Source organism: Enterobacter sp. MGH119, assembly GCF_001037675.1.
GTDB classification, from domain to species: domain Bacteria; phylum Pseudomonadota; class Gammaproteobacteria; order Enterobacterales; family Enterobacteriaceae; genus Enterobacter; species Enterobacter hormaechei_C.
Genome location: NZ_KQ089931.1, coordinates 211,848 through 231,403, shown reverse-complemented (window position 1 = coordinate 231,403; position 19,556 = coordinate 211,848). Strand labels below are relative to the sequence as shown.

Annotated in this window: 21 protein-coding genes; 16 read left to right on the top strand and 5 right to left on the bottom strand. The window is 55.5% G+C overall.

What is annotated here, in order from left to right; genetic code table 11:
• Nucleotides 1-64: 64 nt before the first annotated feature.
• On the top strand, nucleotides 65-853 hold the full coding sequence (fhuF, locus tag SK53_RS15840; RefSeq protein ID WP_003856570.1) for a siderophore-iron reductase FhuF: 789 nt from the start codon (nucleotides 65-67) through the stop codon (nucleotides 851-853).
• 77 nt (nucleotides 854-930) lie between these two features.
• On the opposite strand, the gene SK53_RS15835 is transcribed toward fhuF, so the two are convergent.
• Nucleotides 931-2,277, bottom strand: a complete 1,347-nt coding sequence (locus tag SK53_RS15835) for a PTS cellobiose transporter subunit IIC (RefSeq protein ID WP_003856571.1) — start codon at nucleotides 2,275-2,277, stop codon at nucleotides 931-933.
• A gap of 328 nt (nucleotides 2,278-2,605) precedes the next feature.
• Between SK53_RS15835 and SK53_RS15830 the strand changes: the two genes are divergently transcribed.
• The gene (locus tag SK53_RS15830; protein WP_003856572.1) at nucleotides 2,606-3,064 is read left to right on the top strand and encodes a YbaK/EbsC family protein; all 459 of its coding nucleotides are present in this window, start codon (nucleotides 2,606-2,608) and stop codon (nucleotides 3,062-3,064) included.
• 37 nt (nucleotides 3,065-3,101) lie between these two features.
• On the opposite strand, the gene bglJ is transcribed toward SK53_RS15830, so the two are convergent.
• On the bottom strand, nucleotides 3,102-3,734 hold the full coding sequence (gene bglJ / locus SK53_RS15825) for a DNA-binding transcriptional activator BglJ (protein ID WP_003856573.1): 633 nt from the start codon (nucleotides 3,732-3,734) through the stop codon (nucleotides 3,102-3,104).
• Nucleotides 3,731-4,468, bottom strand: a complete 738-nt coding sequence (locus tag SK53_RS15820) for a helix-turn-helix transcriptional regulator (protein ID WP_003856574.1) — start codon at nucleotides 4,466-4,468, stop codon at nucleotides 3,731-3,733. Before SK53_RS15820 ends, bglJ begins: the two co-directional genes overlap by 4 nt.
• Nucleotides 4,469-4,858: 390 nt before the next feature.
• Between SK53_RS15820 and SK53_RS15815 the strand changes: the two genes are divergently transcribed.
• The 9 genes from SK53_RS15815 to SK53_RS15775 all read left to right on the top strand — a co-directional run bounded on the left by SK53_RS15815 (nucleotide 4,859) and on the right by SK53_RS15775 (nucleotide 12,152).
• Nucleotides 4,859-5,635 (top strand): threonine/serine exporter family protein, encoded by a 777-nt coding sequence (locus tag SK53_RS15815; protein ID WP_047654644.1) that lies wholly within the window; start codon nucleotides 4,859-4,861, stop codon nucleotides 5,633-5,635.
• Nucleotides 5,626-6,099, top strand: coding sequence for a threonine/serine exporter (locus tag SK53_RS15810; protein WP_003856576.1), 474 nt, complete (start codon nucleotides 5,626-5,628; stop codon nucleotides 6,097-6,099). Before SK53_RS15815 ends, SK53_RS15810 begins: the two co-directional genes overlap by 10 nt.
• 44 nt (nucleotides 6,100-6,143) lie before the next feature.
• On the top strand, nucleotides 6,144-6,596 hold the full coding sequence (locus SK53_RS15805) for a MarR family winged helix-turn-helix transcriptional regulator (protein WP_032608457.1): 453 nt from the start codon (nucleotides 6,144-6,146) through the stop codon (nucleotides 6,594-6,596).
• Between the two features lie 84 nt (nucleotides 6,597-6,680).
• A complete protein-coding gene (locus tag SK53_RS15800) occupies nucleotides 6,681-7,109 on the top strand; it encodes an organic hydroperoxide resistance protein (RefSeq protein ID WP_003856578.1) in 429 nt (142 codons plus the stop codon).
• Nucleotides 7,110-7,233: 124 nt separating this feature from the next.
• The gene (dnaT, locus tag SK53_RS15795) at nucleotides 7,234-7,779 is read left to right on the top strand and encodes a primosomal protein DnaT (RefSeq protein WP_045331751.1); all 546 of its coding nucleotides are present in this window, start codon (nucleotides 7,234-7,236) and stop codon (nucleotides 7,777-7,779) included.
• Nucleotides 7,776-8,513 carry a DNA replication protein DnaC gene (gene dnaC / locus SK53_RS15790; protein WP_003856580.1) on the top strand — a complete coding sequence of 246 codons (738 nt, stop codon included), beginning with the start codon at nucleotides 7,776-7,778 and terminating at the stop codon, nucleotides 8,511-8,513. Before dnaT ends, dnaC begins: the two co-directional genes overlap by 4 nt.
• A gap of 84 nt (nucleotides 8,514-8,597) precedes the next feature.
• Nucleotides 8,598-9,080 carry a YjjA family protein gene (locus tag SK53_RS15785; RefSeq protein WP_003856582.1) on the top strand — a complete coding sequence of 161 codons (483 nt, stop codon included), beginning with the start codon at nucleotides 8,598-8,600 and terminating at the stop codon, nucleotides 9,078-9,080.
• Nucleotides 9,081-9,351: 271 nt separating this feature from the next.
• Nucleotides 9,352-11,643 (top strand): phosphatidylglycerol--membrane-oligosaccharide glycerophosphotransferase, encoded by a 2,292-nt coding sequence (gene opgB, locus SK53_RS15780; RefSeq protein WP_022650356.1) that lies wholly within the window; start codon nucleotides 9,352-9,354, stop codon nucleotides 11,641-11,643.
• Nucleotides 11,643-12,152, top strand: coding sequence for a GNAT family N-acetyltransferase (locus SK53_RS15775; protein WP_032661491.1), 510 nt, complete (start codon nucleotides 11,643-11,645; stop codon nucleotides 12,150-12,152). Before opgB ends, SK53_RS15775 begins: the two co-directional genes overlap by 1 nt.
• Before the next feature lie 92 nt (nucleotides 12,153-12,244).
• Here the strand turns inward: SK53_RS15775 and tsr are convergent, their stop codons facing one another.
• Both tsr and hpaR read right to left on the bottom strand, forming a co-directional pair.
• Nucleotides 12,245-13,909, bottom strand: coding sequence for a methyl-accepting chemotaxis protein (tsr, locus tag SK53_RS15770; RefSeq protein ID WP_003856589.1), 1,665 nt, complete (start codon nucleotides 13,907-13,909; stop codon nucleotides 12,245-12,247).
• A gap of 83 nt (nucleotides 13,910-13,992) precedes the next feature.
• Nucleotides 13,993-14,433, bottom strand: coding sequence for a homoprotocatechuate degradation operon regulator HpaR (hpaR, locus tag SK53_RS15765; protein WP_003856591.1), 441 nt, complete (start codon nucleotides 14,431-14,433; stop codon nucleotides 13,993-13,995).
• A gap of 268 nt (nucleotides 14,434-14,701) precedes the next feature.
• On the opposite strand from hpaR, the gene hpaG reads away from it, so the two are divergent.
• From hpaG to hpaH, 5 genes are all read left to right on the top strand, one after another.
• Nucleotides 14,702-15,979, top strand: a complete 1,278-nt coding sequence (hpaG, locus tag SK53_RS15760; RefSeq protein ID WP_045331739.1) for a 4-hydroxyphenylacetate degradation bifunctional isomerase/decarboxylase — start codon at nucleotides 14,702-14,704, stop codon at nucleotides 15,977-15,979.
• Entirely contained in the window at nucleotides 15,976-17,442 is a 1,467-nt protein-coding gene (hpaE, locus tag SK53_RS15755) for a 5-carboxymethyl-2-hydroxymuconate semialdehyde dehydrogenase (protein WP_023315340.1), read from the top strand. The genes hpaG and hpaE overlap by 4 nt, the downstream gene beginning before the upstream one ends.
• Nucleotides 17,443-17,444: 2 nt before the next feature.
• Nucleotides 17,445-18,296, top strand: a complete 852-nt coding sequence (gene hpaD, locus SK53_RS15750; protein WP_022650350.1) for a 3,4-dihydroxyphenylacetate 2,3-dioxygenase — start codon at nucleotides 17,445-17,447, stop codon at nucleotides 18,294-18,296.
• 9 nt (nucleotides 18,297-18,305) lie between these two features.
• Nucleotides 18,306-18,686 (top strand): 5-carboxymethyl-2-hydroxymuconate Delta-isomerase, encoded by a 381-nt coding sequence (locus SK53_RS15745; RefSeq protein WP_003856599.1) that lies wholly within the window; start codon nucleotides 18,306-18,308, stop codon nucleotides 18,684-18,686.
• Between the two features lie 65 nt (nucleotides 18,687-18,751).
• Entirely contained in the window at nucleotides 18,752-19,555 is an 804-nt protein-coding gene (hpaH, locus tag SK53_RS15740; RefSeq protein ID WP_015572593.1) for a 2-oxo-hept-4-ene-1,7-dioate hydratase, read from the top strand.
• Nucleotide 19,556: the final 1 nt, after the last annotated feature.

The following is a 19,556-nucleotide window of genomic DNA, read 5'->3' as shown; positions in this document are numbered from 1 at the left end:
TGCGCTTGGTTTTATCTATAGTTAGGATTGGCAATCATTATCATTTAGATTTGTAATCCACACTATGGCGACTCGTACCGCACACATCGTTGAGCCCCTGCTCTGGCGAGCTCCACTCTCCGCCGGGGAAACGACGCTTGCGGATGCCATTCGGGAAAAAATTGCCGTAACGCGCGCCCATCTGCTGGATTTCATCAAACTGGATGAAGCACCGCCGCATCATGCGCTGACGCTGACTGAGTGGCAACGTCCTGCCGAGCTGCGGTCGCTGCTGGCAACCTATTCCGACCATATTTATCGTAACCAACCTACCCTGACGCGGGAAAATAAACCGCTGTTATCCCTCTGGGCACAGTGGTATATCGGGCTGATGGTGCCGCCTGTCATGCTAGCCCTGCTGACCCAGGAAACGATGCTCGATCTCTCGTCGGAACATTTTCATGTTGAATTTCATGAAACCGGGCGCGCTGCCTGTTTCTGGATTGATGTACATGAAGATCCGAGCGCGAGACACCTGTCAGCGCAGGCGCGTATGGAACGGCTGATTACAAGAGCGCTGGTTCCGGTCATTGATGCGCTGGAAGCGACGGGAGAGATTAACGGCAAACTGATCTGGAGTAATACCGGGTATCTTATCCACTGGTATTTAACGGAAATGAAGCCGCTGCTCGGCGACGAGAAAGTGGATGCACTGCGTCAGAGCTGTTTCTTTGCCAGACAGCTATCGGATGGACGGGATAACCCTCTTTACCGCACCGTGGTTCCGCGTGAGGGACTTCTGGTACGTCGTACCTGCTGTCAGCGCTACCGTCTGCCGGACGTCCAGCAGTGCGGCGATTGCACGCTTAAGTAGTCTGGCCCGGCCTGATACCCGCAGTGAGAGAGAACAAACACTAAAAACGGCAACCTGCGTTGCCGTTTTGCTTTTACCTAAGCGACCTGCTGATTTTCCTCTTCTCCATTACGCTGTGCTTCTTCCGCTTCCTGCTGAAGCAACTGTTTCTCGTACACCTTGAAGAACGGGAAATAGATAATGGCGGAAACGCAGGCCAAAACCAGCACCAGAATGGCTGCACGGAAATCCCAGCCCAGCGCCCAGGCGGCACCAACCGGAGCCGGTGCCGTCCACGGCACGACGGAAATCACGCGGCCAATCAGATCAAACTTCATCGCTGCCCATGCCAGCACGGCATTAACCATCGGCGCCAGCAGGAAAGGAATAAAGAACACCGGGTTCATCACAATCGGCGTACCGAAAATCACCGGCTCATTGATATTGAAAATGCTTGGCACCACGCTCAGACGTCCAATAGAGCGCAGGTGCGCGGAGCGGCTACGCAGATAGCAGAACACCAGACCCATCGTCGCCCCCGATCCGCCGATAACGATAAAGAACGTCCAGAAGGCTTCCATAAAGATGTGTGGCAAAGGCTGGCTTGCCGCCAGCGCGGTCTGGTTCGCCCCCAGGTTCGTCAGCCAGAACATTTGCAGCATCCCGGAGACAATCGCCGCGCCGTGGATCCCGGCAAACCACAGCAGGTGGCCAATCAGCACCGCCAGCAGGATCGCAGGCAGCGAGTCAGCCGCAGAGACCAGCGGTTTGAATATCGACATGATGGCCTGTGGGATCAGCATACCGAACTGCGACTGGATCAGCAGACTCAGCGGATAGAGCGTCAGCACCACCACCAGCACCGGGATCAGCAGATCAAACGAGTTTTTGATCATCGGCGGAACCTGGTCTGGCAGGCGGATCCCGATATTGTGTGCTTTCAGGAAACGCATCATCTCAACGCAATAGATCGCCACCAGAATCGCGGTGAAAATACCGGTCCCTCCCAGGCTATCGACCGGCAAAGCGCCTTTGGTTTTAGGGGCGGCGACCAGCAGGAACGCCATCAGCGACAGCATCGCGCACATGAACGGATCCAGCTGATGGGTTTTAACGTAATGTTTGCCCAGGTTGTAGGCAATAGCCGCACAGATATAAAGGGACATCACCCCCATTGTCATATCAAACGGCGTCAGAATTTGGCCTTCAAACTGCTTCGCCATATCCAGCCAGGCGCGAGCAAAACCCCAGGTGGTATCAGGCGAAAAAGGTGGGTAAGCGAACACTAACAGAAACGAGCCCACAATCATAAACGGCATCGCTGAGATAAACCCGTCACGAATAGCCATAACGTGACGCTGGGAAGAGATGCGCCCGGCAATAGGGCTAACATAATTTTCAACGAAGCGGAAAATCAGATTAAATGCAGCATGGTTGGCAGACATAGCAGATCTCCTGTCATACGTTCGTTTCGGACGTTCTCACGTCACACGTTGTTCCATACATCAGCGTCACAACCTTGCCGGATCGTGTACCTGCGGTACTGCTCAAACGGAATGGTTTCATAATTAGCTCTTATTATTAGATACAGGGGAAGTTACACACTCAGTATTAATCTCTGCATCACGCTCTGCAACCGGTTACTGTAACCGGTTTCTGTGAATGTGAAGGCGATCCAGAAATCGCCCCAGACGGATATTTGTTACTTAAGGAATATTTACAGCGACTAAATTCTTATGACAGATTACGCAGGATATTTGTCAGGAGGAATCAATGAGTTTGCAGTCTGTACAACAGTTTTTTGCCGAACACGCTCCGGATATAGAGATCATTGAGCTTAACCAAAGCACAGCGACTGTTGCCCTTGCTGCTGCCGCGCACAACGTTGAACCCGGCCAAATTGCCAAAACGCTGTCACTAAAAATTAAAAATGACGTGATTCTGGTGGTTGCAAAAGGCGATGCGCGTCTGGATAACAAAAAGCTTAAAGAGACATTCGGCGCAAAAGCCCGCATGCTCAGCAGCGATGAGGTAGTCACCCTGACAGGTCATCCTGTTGGCGGCGTCTGCCCTTTCGGACTGGAAAACCCGCTTTCTGTTTACTGTGACATCACATTAAAACAATACGCGGAAGTGTTACCCGCAGCGGGCGCCATCCACAGTGCGGTGCGTATATCGCCCGACAGAATGGCGGAACTGACCGCAGCAAAATGGGTGGATGTGTGCATTTGAACGATGCGCCAGAAGCACTCTGGCGCATCATTTAACGCTAAGAGAATGAAGGAACGGTGAGAGCGGAACGACGAACTTCCCGGGCAGGGAGATGCGCCAGGATATCCGCCGCATCCAGTAATCCCACGTCAGAATTGACGCCCAGCTTTACCATGGCGTTAAACTTATGCGCCCGGATAGTTTTAATATTGCGTTCAAGCTGTGCTGCAATTTCAGGGATCGAAAAACCCGATGACATATAACGCAGAATCGCCCTCTCGGTTGGGCTTAACATACGATTGCTAACACACCAGTGATTGTACATGTTGTCGTTCACCTGATGCGTTTCGCTGAGTAATGTCTTCAGGCCCTCCATTAGCTGCTTTAGCGGAACCGATTTACTGATGATTCCATGCAAGCGAGAAGGCGAAAGATGGCTGACCAGCCTCGCCTCCATTTCGTCAGAGGCCAGCACAATACGCTGGACGTCGCTGTGGGTGAAGGTGAGATCCCGTAAACAGGCAAGACAGTTTCTCCGCTCCTCACGCTCATCAGACAGTGAATAGATAACCGCATAGAATGAGATATCCGAGAGCGCCGCTTTAAAGCTGGCGAATCTGCTAAACAGGTGCACCTGGTAATGGCTCAGGCTGGGCATCGCAAAGAGATGCTTCAACCCCACAGCGCTCATTGAGCAGCTTTCGATGACGGCGATATGTCTTGTTGCAGTGGTCTTTTCCATTCCTCAAACTCTCCATAAGCCGACATTAAACTGAGTTCTCGCATTCCCTGGGTACTGCTTATCCACGCGTACATATCGGCATTACTGCGAAGTGATAAGCGACGCATTGCACTGTTTTTCTGTGCGCTGATCGTTTTATTACTTTTATTCAGTAGTGTGGCAATTTGGTTGATTCCCCAACCTTTACCGAGTAAACGCAACACCTTGCGTTCAGAGTGAGTGAGTGCAATCATTTGCTCACTCTCCTCTTCAATATCGGGCGTTTCCGGTATTAATAACGTCTGGCTTATTCGCTCGGCACGTTCACTGCCCGCGCGAATAGCGTTAATGACGCCTTCAATAGGCTCCATATCTGAAAGCAGCGTGCTTTCCGGACGCATAAGAAGCTCTACTGCAAGCGGATAAAGAGGACGCGAGACAAGGAATATCCAGTGAATATCCCGATACTGATTCATTAATCCATAATACTGCTCAAGCGTGCCGCGAGGATTACGATACTCACCCGAAATATCGGCAATAACGACCCCGGCGCGACGCAACTGAAGTAGCGTCAACTCCTGCATCGAACGGCAGTACGTTATCTCAAAATCGGGAAAATGACGCGACATGACGCCACCTAACCCATTTTGCATAACCGGCACTCTGCTAATCACAACTCCGTGTTTACCATTCAATGGCAACATAGACCCTCCATGTCATGAATTCATTATTTAAGAACGAACTAACCCTACGAGGTTAAACACGTTTGTATTCCTTAGTACAAAACGGCTTAATATTCGTAAACCAGAAGAAATGTCACATGGGTTATGAAACGCCCAATACAGTCTTAATATCGCATAAAGACTACAAGAATTTAATTCTGGTTGTGTGAAAAGATCGAAAATATGAAATTAGAAATACTTAATATATTTTTTTTATAAATTCTCGTCACATATTCATTAAATAAATAAAGATACGGCCTCTTCGCCATGCTGGACACGCAACTGATCGCACAAATGTTGATCTGGTCCAGCGCAAAGGGCCCTGCCCTTTGTGTTAAAAGTAAGCAATCTCTCTTCTCTTCAGGGCGTTTCATGCAGGCAGATCGGTCTACGCAACGTGCTACCACGCGGCTATGTATTCAGTGCGGACTTTTTCTTTTACAACACGGGGCAGAAAGCGCCCTCGTCGAAGAACTTTCCACACGCCTTGGTCTGGCGCTGGGGATGGACAGCGTTGAGAGCTCCATCTCGTCAAATGCCATTGTACTGACCACCATTAAAGACGGACAGTGCCTCACCTCCACTCGTAAAAATCATGACCGCGGCATTAACATGCACGTCGTGACGGAAGTGCAGCACATTGTGATCCTTGCTGAACACAGGCTGCTCGATCTGCGGGAAATAGAGAAACGCTTCAACCAGATCAAACCTCTCCGGTATCCACGCTGGCTGGTTGTGCTGATGGTGGGACTCTCCTGCGCCTGCTTCTGCAAGCTCAACGCGGGCGGCTGGGACGGCGCTGTCGTGACCTTCTTTGCCAGCAGCATCGCGATGTATTTCCGCCAGTTGTTGACGCACAGGCAACTGCATCCGCAAATTAACTTCTGCATCACGGCATTTGTGGCGACAACCGTATCCGGCCTGCTTTTGCGCCAGCCTTACTTCGCCAGCACGCCTACTGTTGCGATGGCCGCCAGCGTATTGCTGCTGGTGCCGGGTTTTCCCTTAATCAATGCCGTCGCTGATATGTTCAAAGGCCACATCAACACCGGTCTGGCGCGCTGGGCGATAGCCAGCCTGCTGACGCTGGCGACCTGTATCGGGGTGGTAATGGCCATGACACTCTGGGGGTTACGCGGATGGGCGTGATCGATTTTCTGCTCGCACTGGCGCAGGACATGCTCCTGGCAGCCCTTCCCGCCGTTGGCTTTGCGATGGTGTTTAACGTCCCGCAGCGTGCATTACCCTGGTGTGCGCTGCTGGGTGCCATTGGCCACGGCTCACGTATGATCATGATGACCGCGGGCTTTAATATCGAATGGTCGACGTTTATCGCCTCCATGCTGGTCGGCAGCATCGGTATTCAGTGGTCCCGCTGGTATCTGGCGCATCCGAAGGTGTTCACCGTGGCGGCAGTCATTCCTATGTTCCCGGGTATTTCAGCCTATACGGCGATGATTTCCGCCGTCAAAATCAGCCACTTTGGCTACAGCGAACCGCAGATGATCCTGCTTCTGAGCAACTTCCTTAAAGCCTCGTCGATTGTGGGCGCGCTCTCCATCGGCCTGTCGATCCCCGGCTTATGGCTTTACCGCAAACGTCCACGCGTATAATAAAATAGCTTGCAATTGTATCGCGCACTATTTATATTCATTTCATGGATGCAAAAATGAACGACACCACTAACGCGCTTCTGCTGGATAACCAGCTCTGTTTTGCCCTCTATTCGGCAAATCTGGCGCTTAACAAGCTCTACCGGCAACTGCTGGCGCCGCTTAACCTGACCTACCCGCAATACCTGGTGATGCTGGTGCTGTGGGAGCAGGATGATATTACGGTATCAGACATTGGCGAGCGGCTGTTCCTGGATTCCGCCACGCTGACGCCCCTGCTGAAACGCCTGGAAAGTGCAGGATTAATCTTCCGCCAGCGTTCCCGTCAGGATGAGCGTCAGGTCGCCGTCACCCTGAGCGACGCGGGTCGGGCGCTGCAACAGCAGGCCGTGACGATACCCCACGCCGTGGGCTGTGCAGCGCAGTGTGATACCGACACCATGCTGGCGCTCAAGCACCAGCTCGAACTTTTGCGCCAACAGCTTCATCGCGCGTAAGGCTATACTTTACGCGCCTGATTTTAACTTAATACATCGCGCGCTATTTAATAGTGCATATAAACGTAAGATGAGGAACCTGCCATGTCTTTAGAAAAAGTTGTTTACACTGCCAAAGCCAAAGCAACCGGAGGCCGTGATGGCCGCGCAACGTCTTCCGATGGCGTTCTGGATGTCAAACTGGGTGTCCCCAAAGAGATGGGTGGCATGGGGGGTGAAGTAACCAACCCTGAACAGCTGTTCGCTGCGGGCTACTCCGCCTGCTTCCTGGGCGCAATGAAGTTCGTTGCGGCACGCGACAAATTCGCTCTGCCAAAAGATGCCTTTATTGAAGGCGAAGTGGGGATTGGCCCGCTGCCAACCGGTTTTGGTATCGAAGCGAAGCTGAACATCCACGTTGAAGGGATGGACGCAGCGGAAGCCAAAAAACTGGTGGATGCGGCGCATATTGTCTGTCCGTACTCTAACGCGACGCGCGGCAATATCGACGTGACGCTGAACATCATCGCGTAATCAGCTCCTGTGATTTTAGCCCCGGTAAGCGTAACGCCGCCGGGGAAATCCTCTCCTTTCCTCTCCTCTCTCTGTGCTACCATAACCCTCAATCACGCCCGTAGTAATCAGTTGAGAAAGTGTTATGTCCTCCAGAATCCTGACCACCAGCATTGCTGGCATTGATGCCTTTATGCGCGATCCTCGCGGTGTGTTGACGCACGCCGAAGGCGGCACGCTCGCGGTATTTGCCGACAACGCCCCGGCGTTTTATGCGGTCACGCCGGAACGTCTGGCGCAGCTTCTGGAAATTGAAGCGAAGCTGTCGCGCCCGGCGAGCGATGTCATGCTGGATAATCAGTTTTTTGGCGAACCCGCCAGCGCTCCGGTGGCCGTTCCAATGGGGAAATTTCCCATGTACGCCGGTTGGCAGCCGGACGCCGATTTTCAGCGGCAGGCGGCCTTATGGGGAATAGCCCTCGCGCAGCCCGCGACGCCAGAAGAGCTGGCGGCCTTTACCGCTTACTGGCAGGCTGAAGGAAAAGTCTTCCACCATGTTCAGTGGCAGCAAAAGTTCGCGCGCAGTCTGCAAATCAACCGCGCCAGCAACAATGGCCAGCCAAAACGTGATATCAATGCCTTTTCAGAACCGGACAAAAAAATCCCTGATGGATTCCGAGGTGCGAAATGAAAAACGTCGGCGACCTGATGAAACGTTTGCAGAAGATGATGCCCGCCAACGTGAAGCCCGCCTTCACCACCGGTGAAGAGCTGCTGGCGTGGCAAAAAGAGCAGGGTAAAATTCGCGCGGCTGCCCTCGCCCGCGAAAACCGCGCGATGAAAATGCAGCGCACCTTTAACCGCTCTGGCATTCGCCCTCTGCACCAGAACTGCTCCTTCGAGAATTATAAGGTCGAGTCGCAGGGGCAGATGAACGCCCTCAACCAGGCGCGCCAGTATGTGGATGAATTTGACGGCAACATTGCCAGCTTCATCTTTAGCGGAAAACCCGGCACGGGGAAAAATCACCTTGCGGCCGCTATCTGCAACGAGCTGCTGCTGCGCGGGAAGTCAGTGCTGATTATCACCGTGGCCGATATTATGTCCGCCATGAAGGACACCTTCAGCAACCGCGAAACCAGCGAAGAACAGCTGCTGAATGATTTAAGTAACGTGGATTTGCTGGTCATCGACGAGATCGGCGTCCAGACGGAGTCCCGCTACGAAAAAGTGATCATCAATCAGATTGTCGATCGCCGTTCGTCGTCAAAACGCCCAACCGGTATGCTGACGAACCACAATATCGACGAGATGACCCGACTTCTTGGCGAGCGGGTGATGGATCGCATGAAGCTGGGTAACAGCCTGTACGTCATCTTCGACTGGGACAGCTATCGCAGCCGCGTCACCGGCAAAGAGTATTAAGATATTTCCAGGGAGCGCCGGAAGAGCAGAGGTATATACTGAACCCACTTCTGGCCCAAAACGGACCTTGTTGAGTAAATCATTATGAAAAAACAGTTTCTTATCAGCATCCTTACTGGCACCCTGCTGGTGACTGGCGCAGCGCAGGCCGCATCATGGCAGGAGTCGCTCTCCAGCGCAGCAAGTGAGTTAACCAAAGAGAGCGGCACTTCCCAGGGCGGGCTGTCAGCCTCGTCCCTCACCGGCCTGCTGAGTAACAGCTCCCAAAGCCTGAGCGCCGGCACGATGAACAATGCGGCGGGCATTCTGGAATACTGCGCGAAGCAGAAACTGGCTTCCGTCACCGATACCGAAAACATTAAAAACCAGGTGCTGGGTAAACTGGGTCTGGACACCCAGGAGCAGAAAGCGGACACCAACTATATGGACGGTATTCAGGGCCTGCTGAACGCGCAAAATGGCCAGCAGCTGAACCTCAGCACCCTTGGAAATTCATCTCTGGCGAAACAGGTGAAAACGAAAGCCTGCGATCTGGTGCTGAAACAAGGCGTTAATTTCCTCTCCTGATCGTCTCCCATTTTCTGCCACAACACGCCGGGTTTATTACGTTAGTCTTACACCGCGGCGTGAAGTGCGTTTTTTTATCCCCTGCCACCACCTCAGCCTCCGTATACCACGATGCGACTGTATTCAAAAATCCGATTTTATAAACCAAATCCTAACAACAGCACACTTTCGTGACACTAAAATTGCAGCTAAGCGACATCGCAATTACATTGTATTACCCAAAAAATAAGCAATTAGCCGGCTAAGCGTCCGGCATGATGAGGATCTGCTGTTGTCAGAGTTAATGTCCCTTGTCCTTTTCCTGGCTTCCATCGGCGTTTATGCCTGGAAAGCCGGTCGTCACACCTGGTGGTTTGTGGCCACCCTGGTGGTGCTCGGCATTTTTATTGTTTTAAACATTACGTTATATGCCAGCGATTATTTTACCGGCGACGGTATTAACGACGCGGTGCTCTACACGTTGACCAACAGCCTGACCGGCGCTGGTGTAGGTAAGTATATCCTTCCGGGTCTGGGGCTGGTGGTCGCCCTGGTGGGCATCTTCGCCGCGCTGGCCTGGGTTCTGCGCCGTCGCCGTCACCGTCCGCATCATCATGGCTACAGCCTGCTGGCGCTGTGCCTGGCGCTGGCCTCCGTGGATGCCAGCCCCGCATTCCATCAAATTACCGAGCTGGTAAAATCCCAGTCGCGCGATGGCGACCCGGACTTTGCGGCCTATTACAAAGAACCCTCGAAGAAGATCGACAATCCCAGACTCAACCTGGTCTATATCTACGGCGAAAGTCTGGAGCGCACCTATTTTGATAACGATGCTTTCCCGAACCTGACGCCAGAGCTTGGCGCGCTGAAAAACCAGGGCCTCGACTTCAGCCACACCATGCAGCTCCCTGGCACGGATTACACCATCGCCGGGATGGTGGCCTCCCAGTGCGGCATTCCGCTGTTCGCTCCGTTTGAAGGCAACGCTTCCGCCTCAATGTCGAGCTTCTTCCCGCAGAACATTTGCCTCGGCGATATCCTGAAAAACTCGGGCTATGAAAACTACTTTATGCAGGGCGCTAACCTGCGCTTTGCCGGGAAAGATGTGTTCCTGAAATCCCACGGTTTCGATCACTTGTATGGTTCCGAAGAGCTGAAAACCACGGTGGCCGATCCGGCCTACCGCAACGACTGGGGCTTTTACGACGATACCGTTCTGGATGAAACCTGGAAGAAATTCGAGGAGCTTTCCCGCGCCGGTAAACGCTTCTCGCTGTTTGCGTTGACCGTCGACACGCATCATCCGGATGGTTTTGTCTCACGCACCTGTAAACGTCAGGGCTACGACATTGACGGTAAAAACAACAAGTCGTTCAGCGCCGTGACCTGTAGCCAGGAGCATATCGCGGCGTTAATCGAAAAAATCAAAGCGTCGCCGTATTTCAAAAATACGGTCATCGTCGTCTCATCTGACCATCTGGCGATGAAAAACAGCGCCTGGGATGAGCTGAATAAGCTGGATCGCAGCAACCTGTTCTTTGTGCTGCGCGGCGATAAACCGCAGCAGGAGATCATTGCCGCTAAACGTAACTCGATGGATAACGGCGCTACCGTGCTGGATATTCTGGGTGGCGATAACTTCATTGGACTGGGCCGCAGTACGCTGTCGGGCCAGTCCCTGTCGGAAATCTTCCTCAACATGAAGGAAAAAATCCTCGCCTGGAAGCCGGATATCATTCGTCTGTGGAACTTCCCGAAAGAGATAAAAGACTTCACCATCGATCAGGATAAAAAAATGATCGCGTTCTCCGGCAGCCATTTCCGCCTGCCACTGCTGCTGCGCGTGTCGGATAACCGCGTCGAGCCGCTGCCGGAAAGCGAATACTCCGCGCCACTGCGCTTCCAGCTGGCGGAATTCGCCCCGCGCGATAATTTCGTCTGGGTCGACAAATGCTACAAAATGGGCCAGCTCTGGTCGCAACAGCTGTCGCTGTCCACCGACTGGTGCGTCTCTCAGGGGCAACTCGGCGGCGAGCAGACCGTGCAACACGTTGACAAACCGCAGTGGCAGGGAAAAACCGCGTTTAAAGATACGGTTATTGATACCGCACGCTATCAGCGCAACGTTGACCTGCTGAAAATCGTCGACAACGACATTCGTTATAAAGCAGACAGCTTCATCTTTAATGTTGCCGGCGCGCCGGAAGAGGTGAAGCAGTTCAGCGGTATTTCGCGGCCGGAATCATGGGGGCGCTGGTCTAACGCCCAGTTAGGCGATGAGGTGAAAATTGAATATACCCATCCGCTGCCGGAGAAATTCGATCTGGTGATCACCGCCAGGGCATTTGGTCCCAACGCGAATCGCCCTATACCGGTGCGCGTCGGCGATAAAGAACAGACGCTGACGCTGAGCAATGATGTCACCACCAGCACGCTGCACTTCGATAACCCAACGCGCAGCAATACGCTGGTCATTGTGCCGCCCGATCCGCAGTCCACTAACGAAGGGAATATTCTCGGTCACGCTCCGCGCAAGCTGGGGATCGGCATGGTGGAGATTAAAATTGTGAGCAGCGCTGGCTGATGACGGCGTTCACCCTTCGCCCGACGCGCATCGACGACGTCGCTGCCCTGCCCGCCATCGAACGTGCGGCGGGGCAGCGGTTTCGCGACGTTCCTGAGCTGGCCTGGCTGGCAGACAATGAGGTTATTTGTGTTGAAGATCACCTCGGTTACGCCGGACGCGGATTAAGCTGGCTGGCGCTGGCTGACGACAGGCCTGTGGGCTTTATTCTCGCCGAAGCTCATCCATCGTCGCTGTTTATTGTGGAACTGTCGGTTCACCTGGACTGGCAGGGACGAGGTCTCGGACGCCAGTTAATCGCCCGTGCCGCCGCGCATGCCCGCAGTCTGGGGCTGAACTCGCTGACGTTAACGACGTTTCGTGATGTCCCGTGGAATGCGCCCTTCTACAGGCGATTAGGGTTTGAAATGCTGACGACGCTGACGCCGGAACTGCGCCAGAAACGCGAGGAAGAGACGGCGCACGGTTTAGCGTATGGTTCCCGCTGCGCCATGCGCCTGCCTCTGTAAGATCGCCCGGTGGCGTTGCGCTTACCGGGCCTACAAAACCCATTTCCGCAGGCCGGGTAAGGCGCAGCCGCCACCCGGCAAAACGCACAGCGTCAGAACGTTTCCCAGTTATCGCCCGCATCTGCGGTCGCCGGTTTACGCGCCACTACCGGAGCGGCAACGCTTTTCGCGGAGGCGAACTCGCGCGCCTTCATCTGTTCCTGCTGAATACGGAACACCGCAACGGCCTGCGTCAGACGGCTCGCCTGCTCTTCCAGTGCCGCGGCCGCCGCCGCAGACTCTTCCACCAGCGAGGCGTTCTGCTGGGTCACGCGATCCATCTCAGCCACCGCCAGCCCAACCTGGTCGATACCGCGGCTCTGCTCGTCAGACGCAGACGCGATTTCGCCCATGATGTCCGTCACGCGCGTTACCGCATTCACGATCTCACCCATGGTTTCACCCGCGCTTTCCACCAGCGTTGAACCAATTTCCACGCGCCCCACGGAGTCTTCAATCAGACTCTTGATCTCACGGGCCGCCTGGGCGCTGCGCTGCGCCAGGTTTCGGACTTCACCTGCAACCACCGCAAAGCCGCGGCCCTGCTCGCCCGCACGCGCCGCTTCTACCGCCGCGTTCAGCGCCAGAATATTGGTCTGGAAGGCAATCCCGTCGATCACGCTGATGATATCGGCAATTTTCTGCGAACTGCCGGCGATATCGCGCATGGTCTGCACCACGTTATCCACCACCTTGCCGCCTTTCTGCGCGGTTTCAGACGCGCTCAGGGCCAGGTTGCTCGCCTGACGGGCGTTCTCGGCGTTCTGCTTCACGGTGGCAGTCAGCTGTTCCATGCTGGCGGCGGTCTCTTCCAGAGAGGCAGCCTGCTGTTCGGTACGGGATGAGAGATCGTTATTGCCCATCGAGATTTCGCTCGCACCGCTGTAAATGGCGTTTGCGCCGTTACGCACGTCACCCACGGTACGCACCAGCTCGCCCTGCATGTGGCGCAGGGAGTCAGCCAGTTCCCCCATCTCGTTGGAGCCTTCCACGTCGATGCGCTTCACCAGGTCGCCGCTGGCGATATGACGAATGCTGTCAATCAGACGGTTCAGCGGCGAAATCAGCGCCTGACGAATACCCAGCCAGACGGCAACAATCACCACCAGCACCGCAGCCAGCACGCTAATCAGCACCCAGATAGCCTGGCGGTAAGAACTGTTGCTGTCTTCAACCGCGGTCTGATACAGCGCGTCGTTCTGTTGCAGATAGGTGACGTACTGCTTCTCAAAGCCATCCTGATAGCTCTGGGTCGGCTGGTCGAAGAACTCATTGATCTTGCCCGCCCCCAGCAGCTGGATCAGCTCGGCCAGCGCGCCGTGGTAGATATCGTAATTACGTTTGATTTCCAGTGCCGCAGCGTCGCTCTGACGCGGGTCGCGCGGCAGCGCTTCGTAATCCGCCCAGTTTTTTTCCGCCTGTTTCAGAGACGCAGAGGCAATCTGCATCAGCTCGGCGACGGTTGAGCCGCTACCGATATTGTTCTGATCCATCATATAGCGGATACCCGCGCGGTTCAGAGTGTTACGGGTTTGCAGCAGCGCCACCCAGCTACCGTTCAGGGTGGATTGTTGCTGGCGAATGGTTTGCAGGATGGTGAAATTCTCTTTGTCATGCTTCAGGGCATTGAAGAAAAGACCACCGGATGTGAGTTGTAAAAGGCCAAATATCGCTAAAACCAGCAGTAAGCTGGTGACAATCTTGATACGATTTAACATGTTTTCTCTTTCCTCAGACAGATACAGAATTTTCGGCCTGGAAAGGGAAAACTTTACGAAAATCATCCTGGAATTTAGGGTTTTTACTCTTCGTCCCGCGCGGCAATATGTCGGTTTCCAAGTTCAATAAATTCTTCCAGCAGCGCCGTGAGCTGCGTCATCTTCTCCGGGGTATATTCCGCCTCAATCTGCTGGTACGCCTCTTCCACCTGAGCCTGAGCACGCTGGTACAGCGCGTTGCCTTCTTTCGTCAGCGATACGTACAGCTTGCGCTGGTCATTCACCGGCTTTAAGCGCAGCACCAGACCGTCGCGCTCCATCCGCGTCAGAATGCCGGTCAGGCTTGGGCGCAAAATGCAGGTGCGGAACGCCAGATCGTGAAAATCCATGGAGGGATGCTCGGCCAGCACGCGGACGATACGCCACTGCTGCTCGGTCAGATTATGCCGCTTCACTATCGGGCGGAAGTAGCCCATCGCCGCTTCACGCGCCTGCAACAGCGCGATGGTTAATGAGTCATGCATCACCTTCCCCTTACATCATTAACAAGTAAACAATTTAAAACAGATGCTTTTATAGACAACACGTTGTAACCCAAAAAGTCTAACAGAAACAACGCAATTTTTTTAATCCATTGAATTAAAAGATAATTAACTCATTTATGTAAATTTATTGTTATTCATATCACAAATTATTCACTTCTGATTGCGAAACGAACAGCAAAAGCATAAAACCAGATCATTAACATATTAATGAAATCAAAACCGGACAGCCGGTTTGAGGAGTATGGGAATGAAAGGTACTGTTTTTGCCGTAGCGCTAAACCACCAAAGCCAGCGTGCAGCCTGGGCTGAGGCGTTTGAAAAAGCCCCCTATAACGCGCCGCCAAAAACGGCGGTGTGGTTTATCAAGCCACATAACACCGTTATTCGCGCAGGCGAGCCGATTCCCTTCCCACAGGGAGAAACCGTGTTAAGCGGCGCAACGGTGGCGCTGGTGGTGGGCAAAACCGCCAGCAAAGTCCGCGTTGAAGAGGCGGCGGCGTACATCGCTGGCTACGCGCTGGCCAACGAAATCAGCCTGCCGGAAGAGAGCTTCTACCGTCCGGCGATCAAGGCCAAATGTCGGGATGGATTTTGCCCGCTCGGCGAACCTGTCGCCGTTGATAACGTGGACAACCTGACCATCATCACCGAGATCAACGGTCGCGAAGCGGACCACTGGAACACGGCCGATCTGCACCGCAACGCCGCCGAACTGCTGAGCGCGTTGAGCGAATTTGCCACCCTGAACCCCGGCGATGCGATATTGCTCGGTACCCCACAAAGCCGTGTCGAAATTCGCCCGGGCGATCGGGTACGCATTCTGGCAGAGGGATTTCCGCCGCTGGAAAACCCGGTGGTAGTGGAACGCGACGTTACCATTGCTTCGCGCACGCCGCCGCACGCCACGCTGTTCGCACTCGGCCTGAACTACGCCGATCACGCCAGCGAGCTGGACTTCAAACCGCCTACCGAGCCGCTGGTGTTTATCAAAGCGCCGAACACCTTTAATGGCGACAACCAGACCTCGGTGCGCCCAAACAACATTGAATACATGCATTACGAAGCCGAGCTGGTGGTGGTCATCGGTAAAACCGCGCGTAAGGTCAGCGAAGCCGAGGCGATGGACTATGTTGCGGGCTACACGGTGTGCAACGACTACGCCATCCGCGATTATCTCGAAAACTACTATCGCCCAAACCTGCGGGTGAAAAGCCGCGACGGGCTGACCCCCATCAGCCCGAACGTGGTACCAAAAGAAGCCATCCCTGACCCGCACAACCTTCGTCTTCGCACCTACGTTAACGGTGAACTGCGTCAGGAAGGCACCACCGCCGATCTCATTTTCAGCATCCCATTCCTGATTGCGTATCTGAGCGATTTCATGACCCTGCAACCGGGCGACATGATTGCCACCGGCACGCCGAAGGGGCTATCCGACGTGGTACCGGGCGATGAAGTGGTGGTGGAAGTGGAAGGCGTAGGCCGTCTGGTAAACCGAATTGTCAGTGAGGAGACTGCAAAATGAAAAAGATTAACCACTGGATCAACGGGAAAAACGTCGCCGGAAGTGAGTACTTCCAAACCACTAACCCGGCCTCCGGCGAGGTGCTGGCTGAAGTAGCCTCCGGGGGCGAAGCCGAAATCCATCAGGCCGTTGCCGCCGCCAAAGAGGCGTTCCCGAAATGGGCCAACCTGCCGATGAAGGAGCGTGCGCGCCTGATGCGTCGCCTGGGGGATCTGATTGACCAGAACGTGCCGGACATTGCCGCGATGGAGACCGCCGACACCGGCCTGCCGATCCACCAGACCAAAAACGTGCTCATTCCGCGCGCCTCGCACAACTTCGAGTTCTTCGCCGAGGTGTGCCAGCAGATGAACGGCAAAACCTACCCGGTAGACGACAAGATGCTCAACTACACCCTGGTGCAGCCGGTGGGTGTCTGCGCGCTGGTGTCGCCGTGGAACGTGCCGTTTATGACCGCCACCTGGAAGGTCGCGCCCTGTCTCGCGCTGGGTAACACCGCGGTGCTGAAGATGTCTGAACTCTCCCCGCTGACCGCCGACCGTCTGGGCGAGCTGGCCCTCGAAGCGGGCATTCCGGCGGGCGTGCTCAACGTGGTGCAGGGCTATGGCGCCACGGCGGGCGACGCGCTGGTGCGTCATCATGACGTGCGCGCCGTCTCCTTCACCGGCGGCACCGCCACCGGGCGTAACATCATGAAAAACGCCGGGCTGAAGAAGTATTCTATGGAACTGGGCGGCAAATCTCCGGTGCTGATTTTTGAAGACGCGGACATCGAGCGCGCGCTGGACGCCGCCCTGTTCACCATCTTCTCCATCAACGGCGAACGCTGCACCGCCGGCTCGCGCATCTTCATCCAGCAGAGCATCTACCCGGAGTTCGTCAAACGCTTTGCCGAGCGCGCCAACCGCCTGCGCGTGGGCGACCCGACCGATCCGAACACCCAGATTGGCGCGCTCATCAGCCAGCAGCACTGGGAAAAAGTCTCCGGCTATATCCGCCTCGGCATTGAAGAGGGGGCAACCCTGCTGGCGGGCGGCCCGGACAAACCGACCGATCTGCCTGCGCACCTGGAAGGCGGCAACTTCCTGCGCCCGACCGTGCTGGCGGATGTCGATAACCGCATGCGCGTGGCGCAGGAAGAGATCTTCGGGCCGGTGGCCTGCCTGCTGCCGTTTAAGGACGAAGCGGAAGGGCTGCGCCTGGCGAACGACGTGGAGTATGGCCTGGCGTCGTACATCTGGACCCAGGACGTCAGCAAAGTGCTGCGTCTGGCGCGCAACATCGAAGCGGGCATGGTGTTCGTCAACACCCAGAACGTGCGCGACCTGCGCCAGCCGTTTGGCGGCGTGAAGGCCTCCGGCACCGGCCGCGAGGGGGGCGAGTACAGCTTCGAGGTCTTCGCGGAGATGAAGAACGTCTGCATCTCCATGGGCGACCATCCGATTCCAAAGTGGGGGATCTGATCATGGGAAAATTAGCGTTAGCGGCAAAAATCACCCACGTGCCGTCAATGTATCTCTCTGAACTGCCGGGCAAAAACTACGGCTGCCGCCAGGGCGCCATCGATGGGCATAAAGAGATCAGCAAGCGCTGCCGCGAGCTGGGCGTGGATACCATTATCGTCTTCGACACCCACTGGCTGGTGAACAGCGCGTATCACATCAACTGCGCGGACCATTTCTCAGGCGTCTACACCAGCAACGAGCTGCCGCATTTTATTCGCGACATGACCTACGACTACGACGGCAACCCGGAACTCGGCCAGCTGATTGCCGACGAAGCGGTGAAGCTTGGCGTTCGCGCCAAGGCGCACAACATCCCGAGCCTCAAGCTGGAGTACGGCACGCTGGTGCCGATGCGCTACATGAACGCGGATAAGCACTTCAAAGTGGTCTCCATCTCGGCGTTCTGCACGGTTCACGACTTCGCCGACAGCCGCAGGCTGGGCGAGGCCATCATCAGCGCCATCGAAAAATACGACGGCACCGTGGCGGTGCTCGCCAGCGGCTCGCTGTCGCACCGCTTTATCGACGACCAGCGCGCGGAGGAAGGGATGAACAGCTACACCCGCGAGTTTGATCGCCAGATGGACGAGCGCGTGGTGAAGCTGTGGCGCGAGGGGCAGTTCAAGGAGTTTTGCAGCATGCTGCCGGAGTACGCCGACTACTGCTACGGCGAGGGCAACATGCACGACACGGTGATGCTGCTGGGGATGCTCGGCTGGGACAAATACGACGGTAAGGTGGAGTTTCTCACCGAGCTGTTCGCCAGCTCCGGCACCGGCCAGGTCAACGCCGTTTTCCCGCTGCCCGCCTAAGGAGTCGTTATGCCGCACTTTATCGCTGAATGTACCAACAACATCCGCGAGCAGGCCGACCTGCCGGGTCTGTTCGCCAAAGTGAACGAGGCGCTCGCCGCCACGGGGATCTTCCCGCTCGGGGGCATCCGCAGCCGCGCCCACTGGCTGGATACCTGGCAGATGGCCGACGGTAAGCACGATTACGCCTTTGTGCATATGACGCTGAAGATCGGCGCGGGGCGCAGCCTGGAAAGCCGGGAAGAGGTCGGTGAAATGCTGTTTGCGCTGATCAAAACGCACTTCGCAGAGCTAATGGCGGGCCGATATCTGGCGCTCTCGTTCGAGCTGGACGAGCTGCACCCGACGCTTAATTACAAGCAAAACAACGTGCACGCGTTGTTTAAATAACACCGCACGGTCTGTCCCCTCTCCCACAGGGAGAGGGAGAAAACAAATAAAAACAGGATATCGCCATGCTCGACAAACACACCCATACCCTGATCGCCCACCGTCTGCATCAGGCGGAACAATCCCGGGAGCAGATCCGCGCGATCTCGCTGGAGTACCCGGAGATCACCATTGAAGACGCCTACGCCGTCCAGCGCGAATGGGTGAGCCTGAAAATTGCCGAAGGCCGCGTGCTGAAAGGCCACAAGATCGGCCTTACCTCCAAAGCGATGCAGGCCAGCTCGCAGATCAGCGAGCCGGACTACGGTGCGCTGCTGGACGATATGTTCTTCCACGACGGCAGCGACATCCCCGTGGATCGCTTTATCGTCCCGCGCATCGAAGTGGAGCTGGCCTTCGTGCTGGCAAAACCGCTGCGCGGCCCGAACTGCACGATCTTCGACGTCTACAACGCCACGGATTACGTCATCCCCGCCCTGGAGCTGATCGACGCCCGCTGCCATAACGTTGACCCGGAAACCCAGCGCCCGCGCAAGGTGTTCGACACCATCTCCGATAACGCCGCCAACGCGGGCGTGATCCTCGGCGGCCGCCCGATTAAACCCGACGAGCTGGATCTGCGCTGGATCTCCGCCCTGCTTTACCGCAACGGCGTGATCGAAGAGACCGGGGTCGCCGCAGGCGTGCTTAACCACCCGGCGAACGGCGTGGCGTGGCTGGCGAACAAACTCGCGCCATACGACGTGCAGCTTGAGCCAGGGCAAATCATCCTCGGCGGCTCGTTTACCCGCCCGGTTGCCGCCAGCAGAGGCGACACCTTCCACGTCGACTACGGCAACATGGGCTCGATTAGCTGCCGCTTTGTGTAGG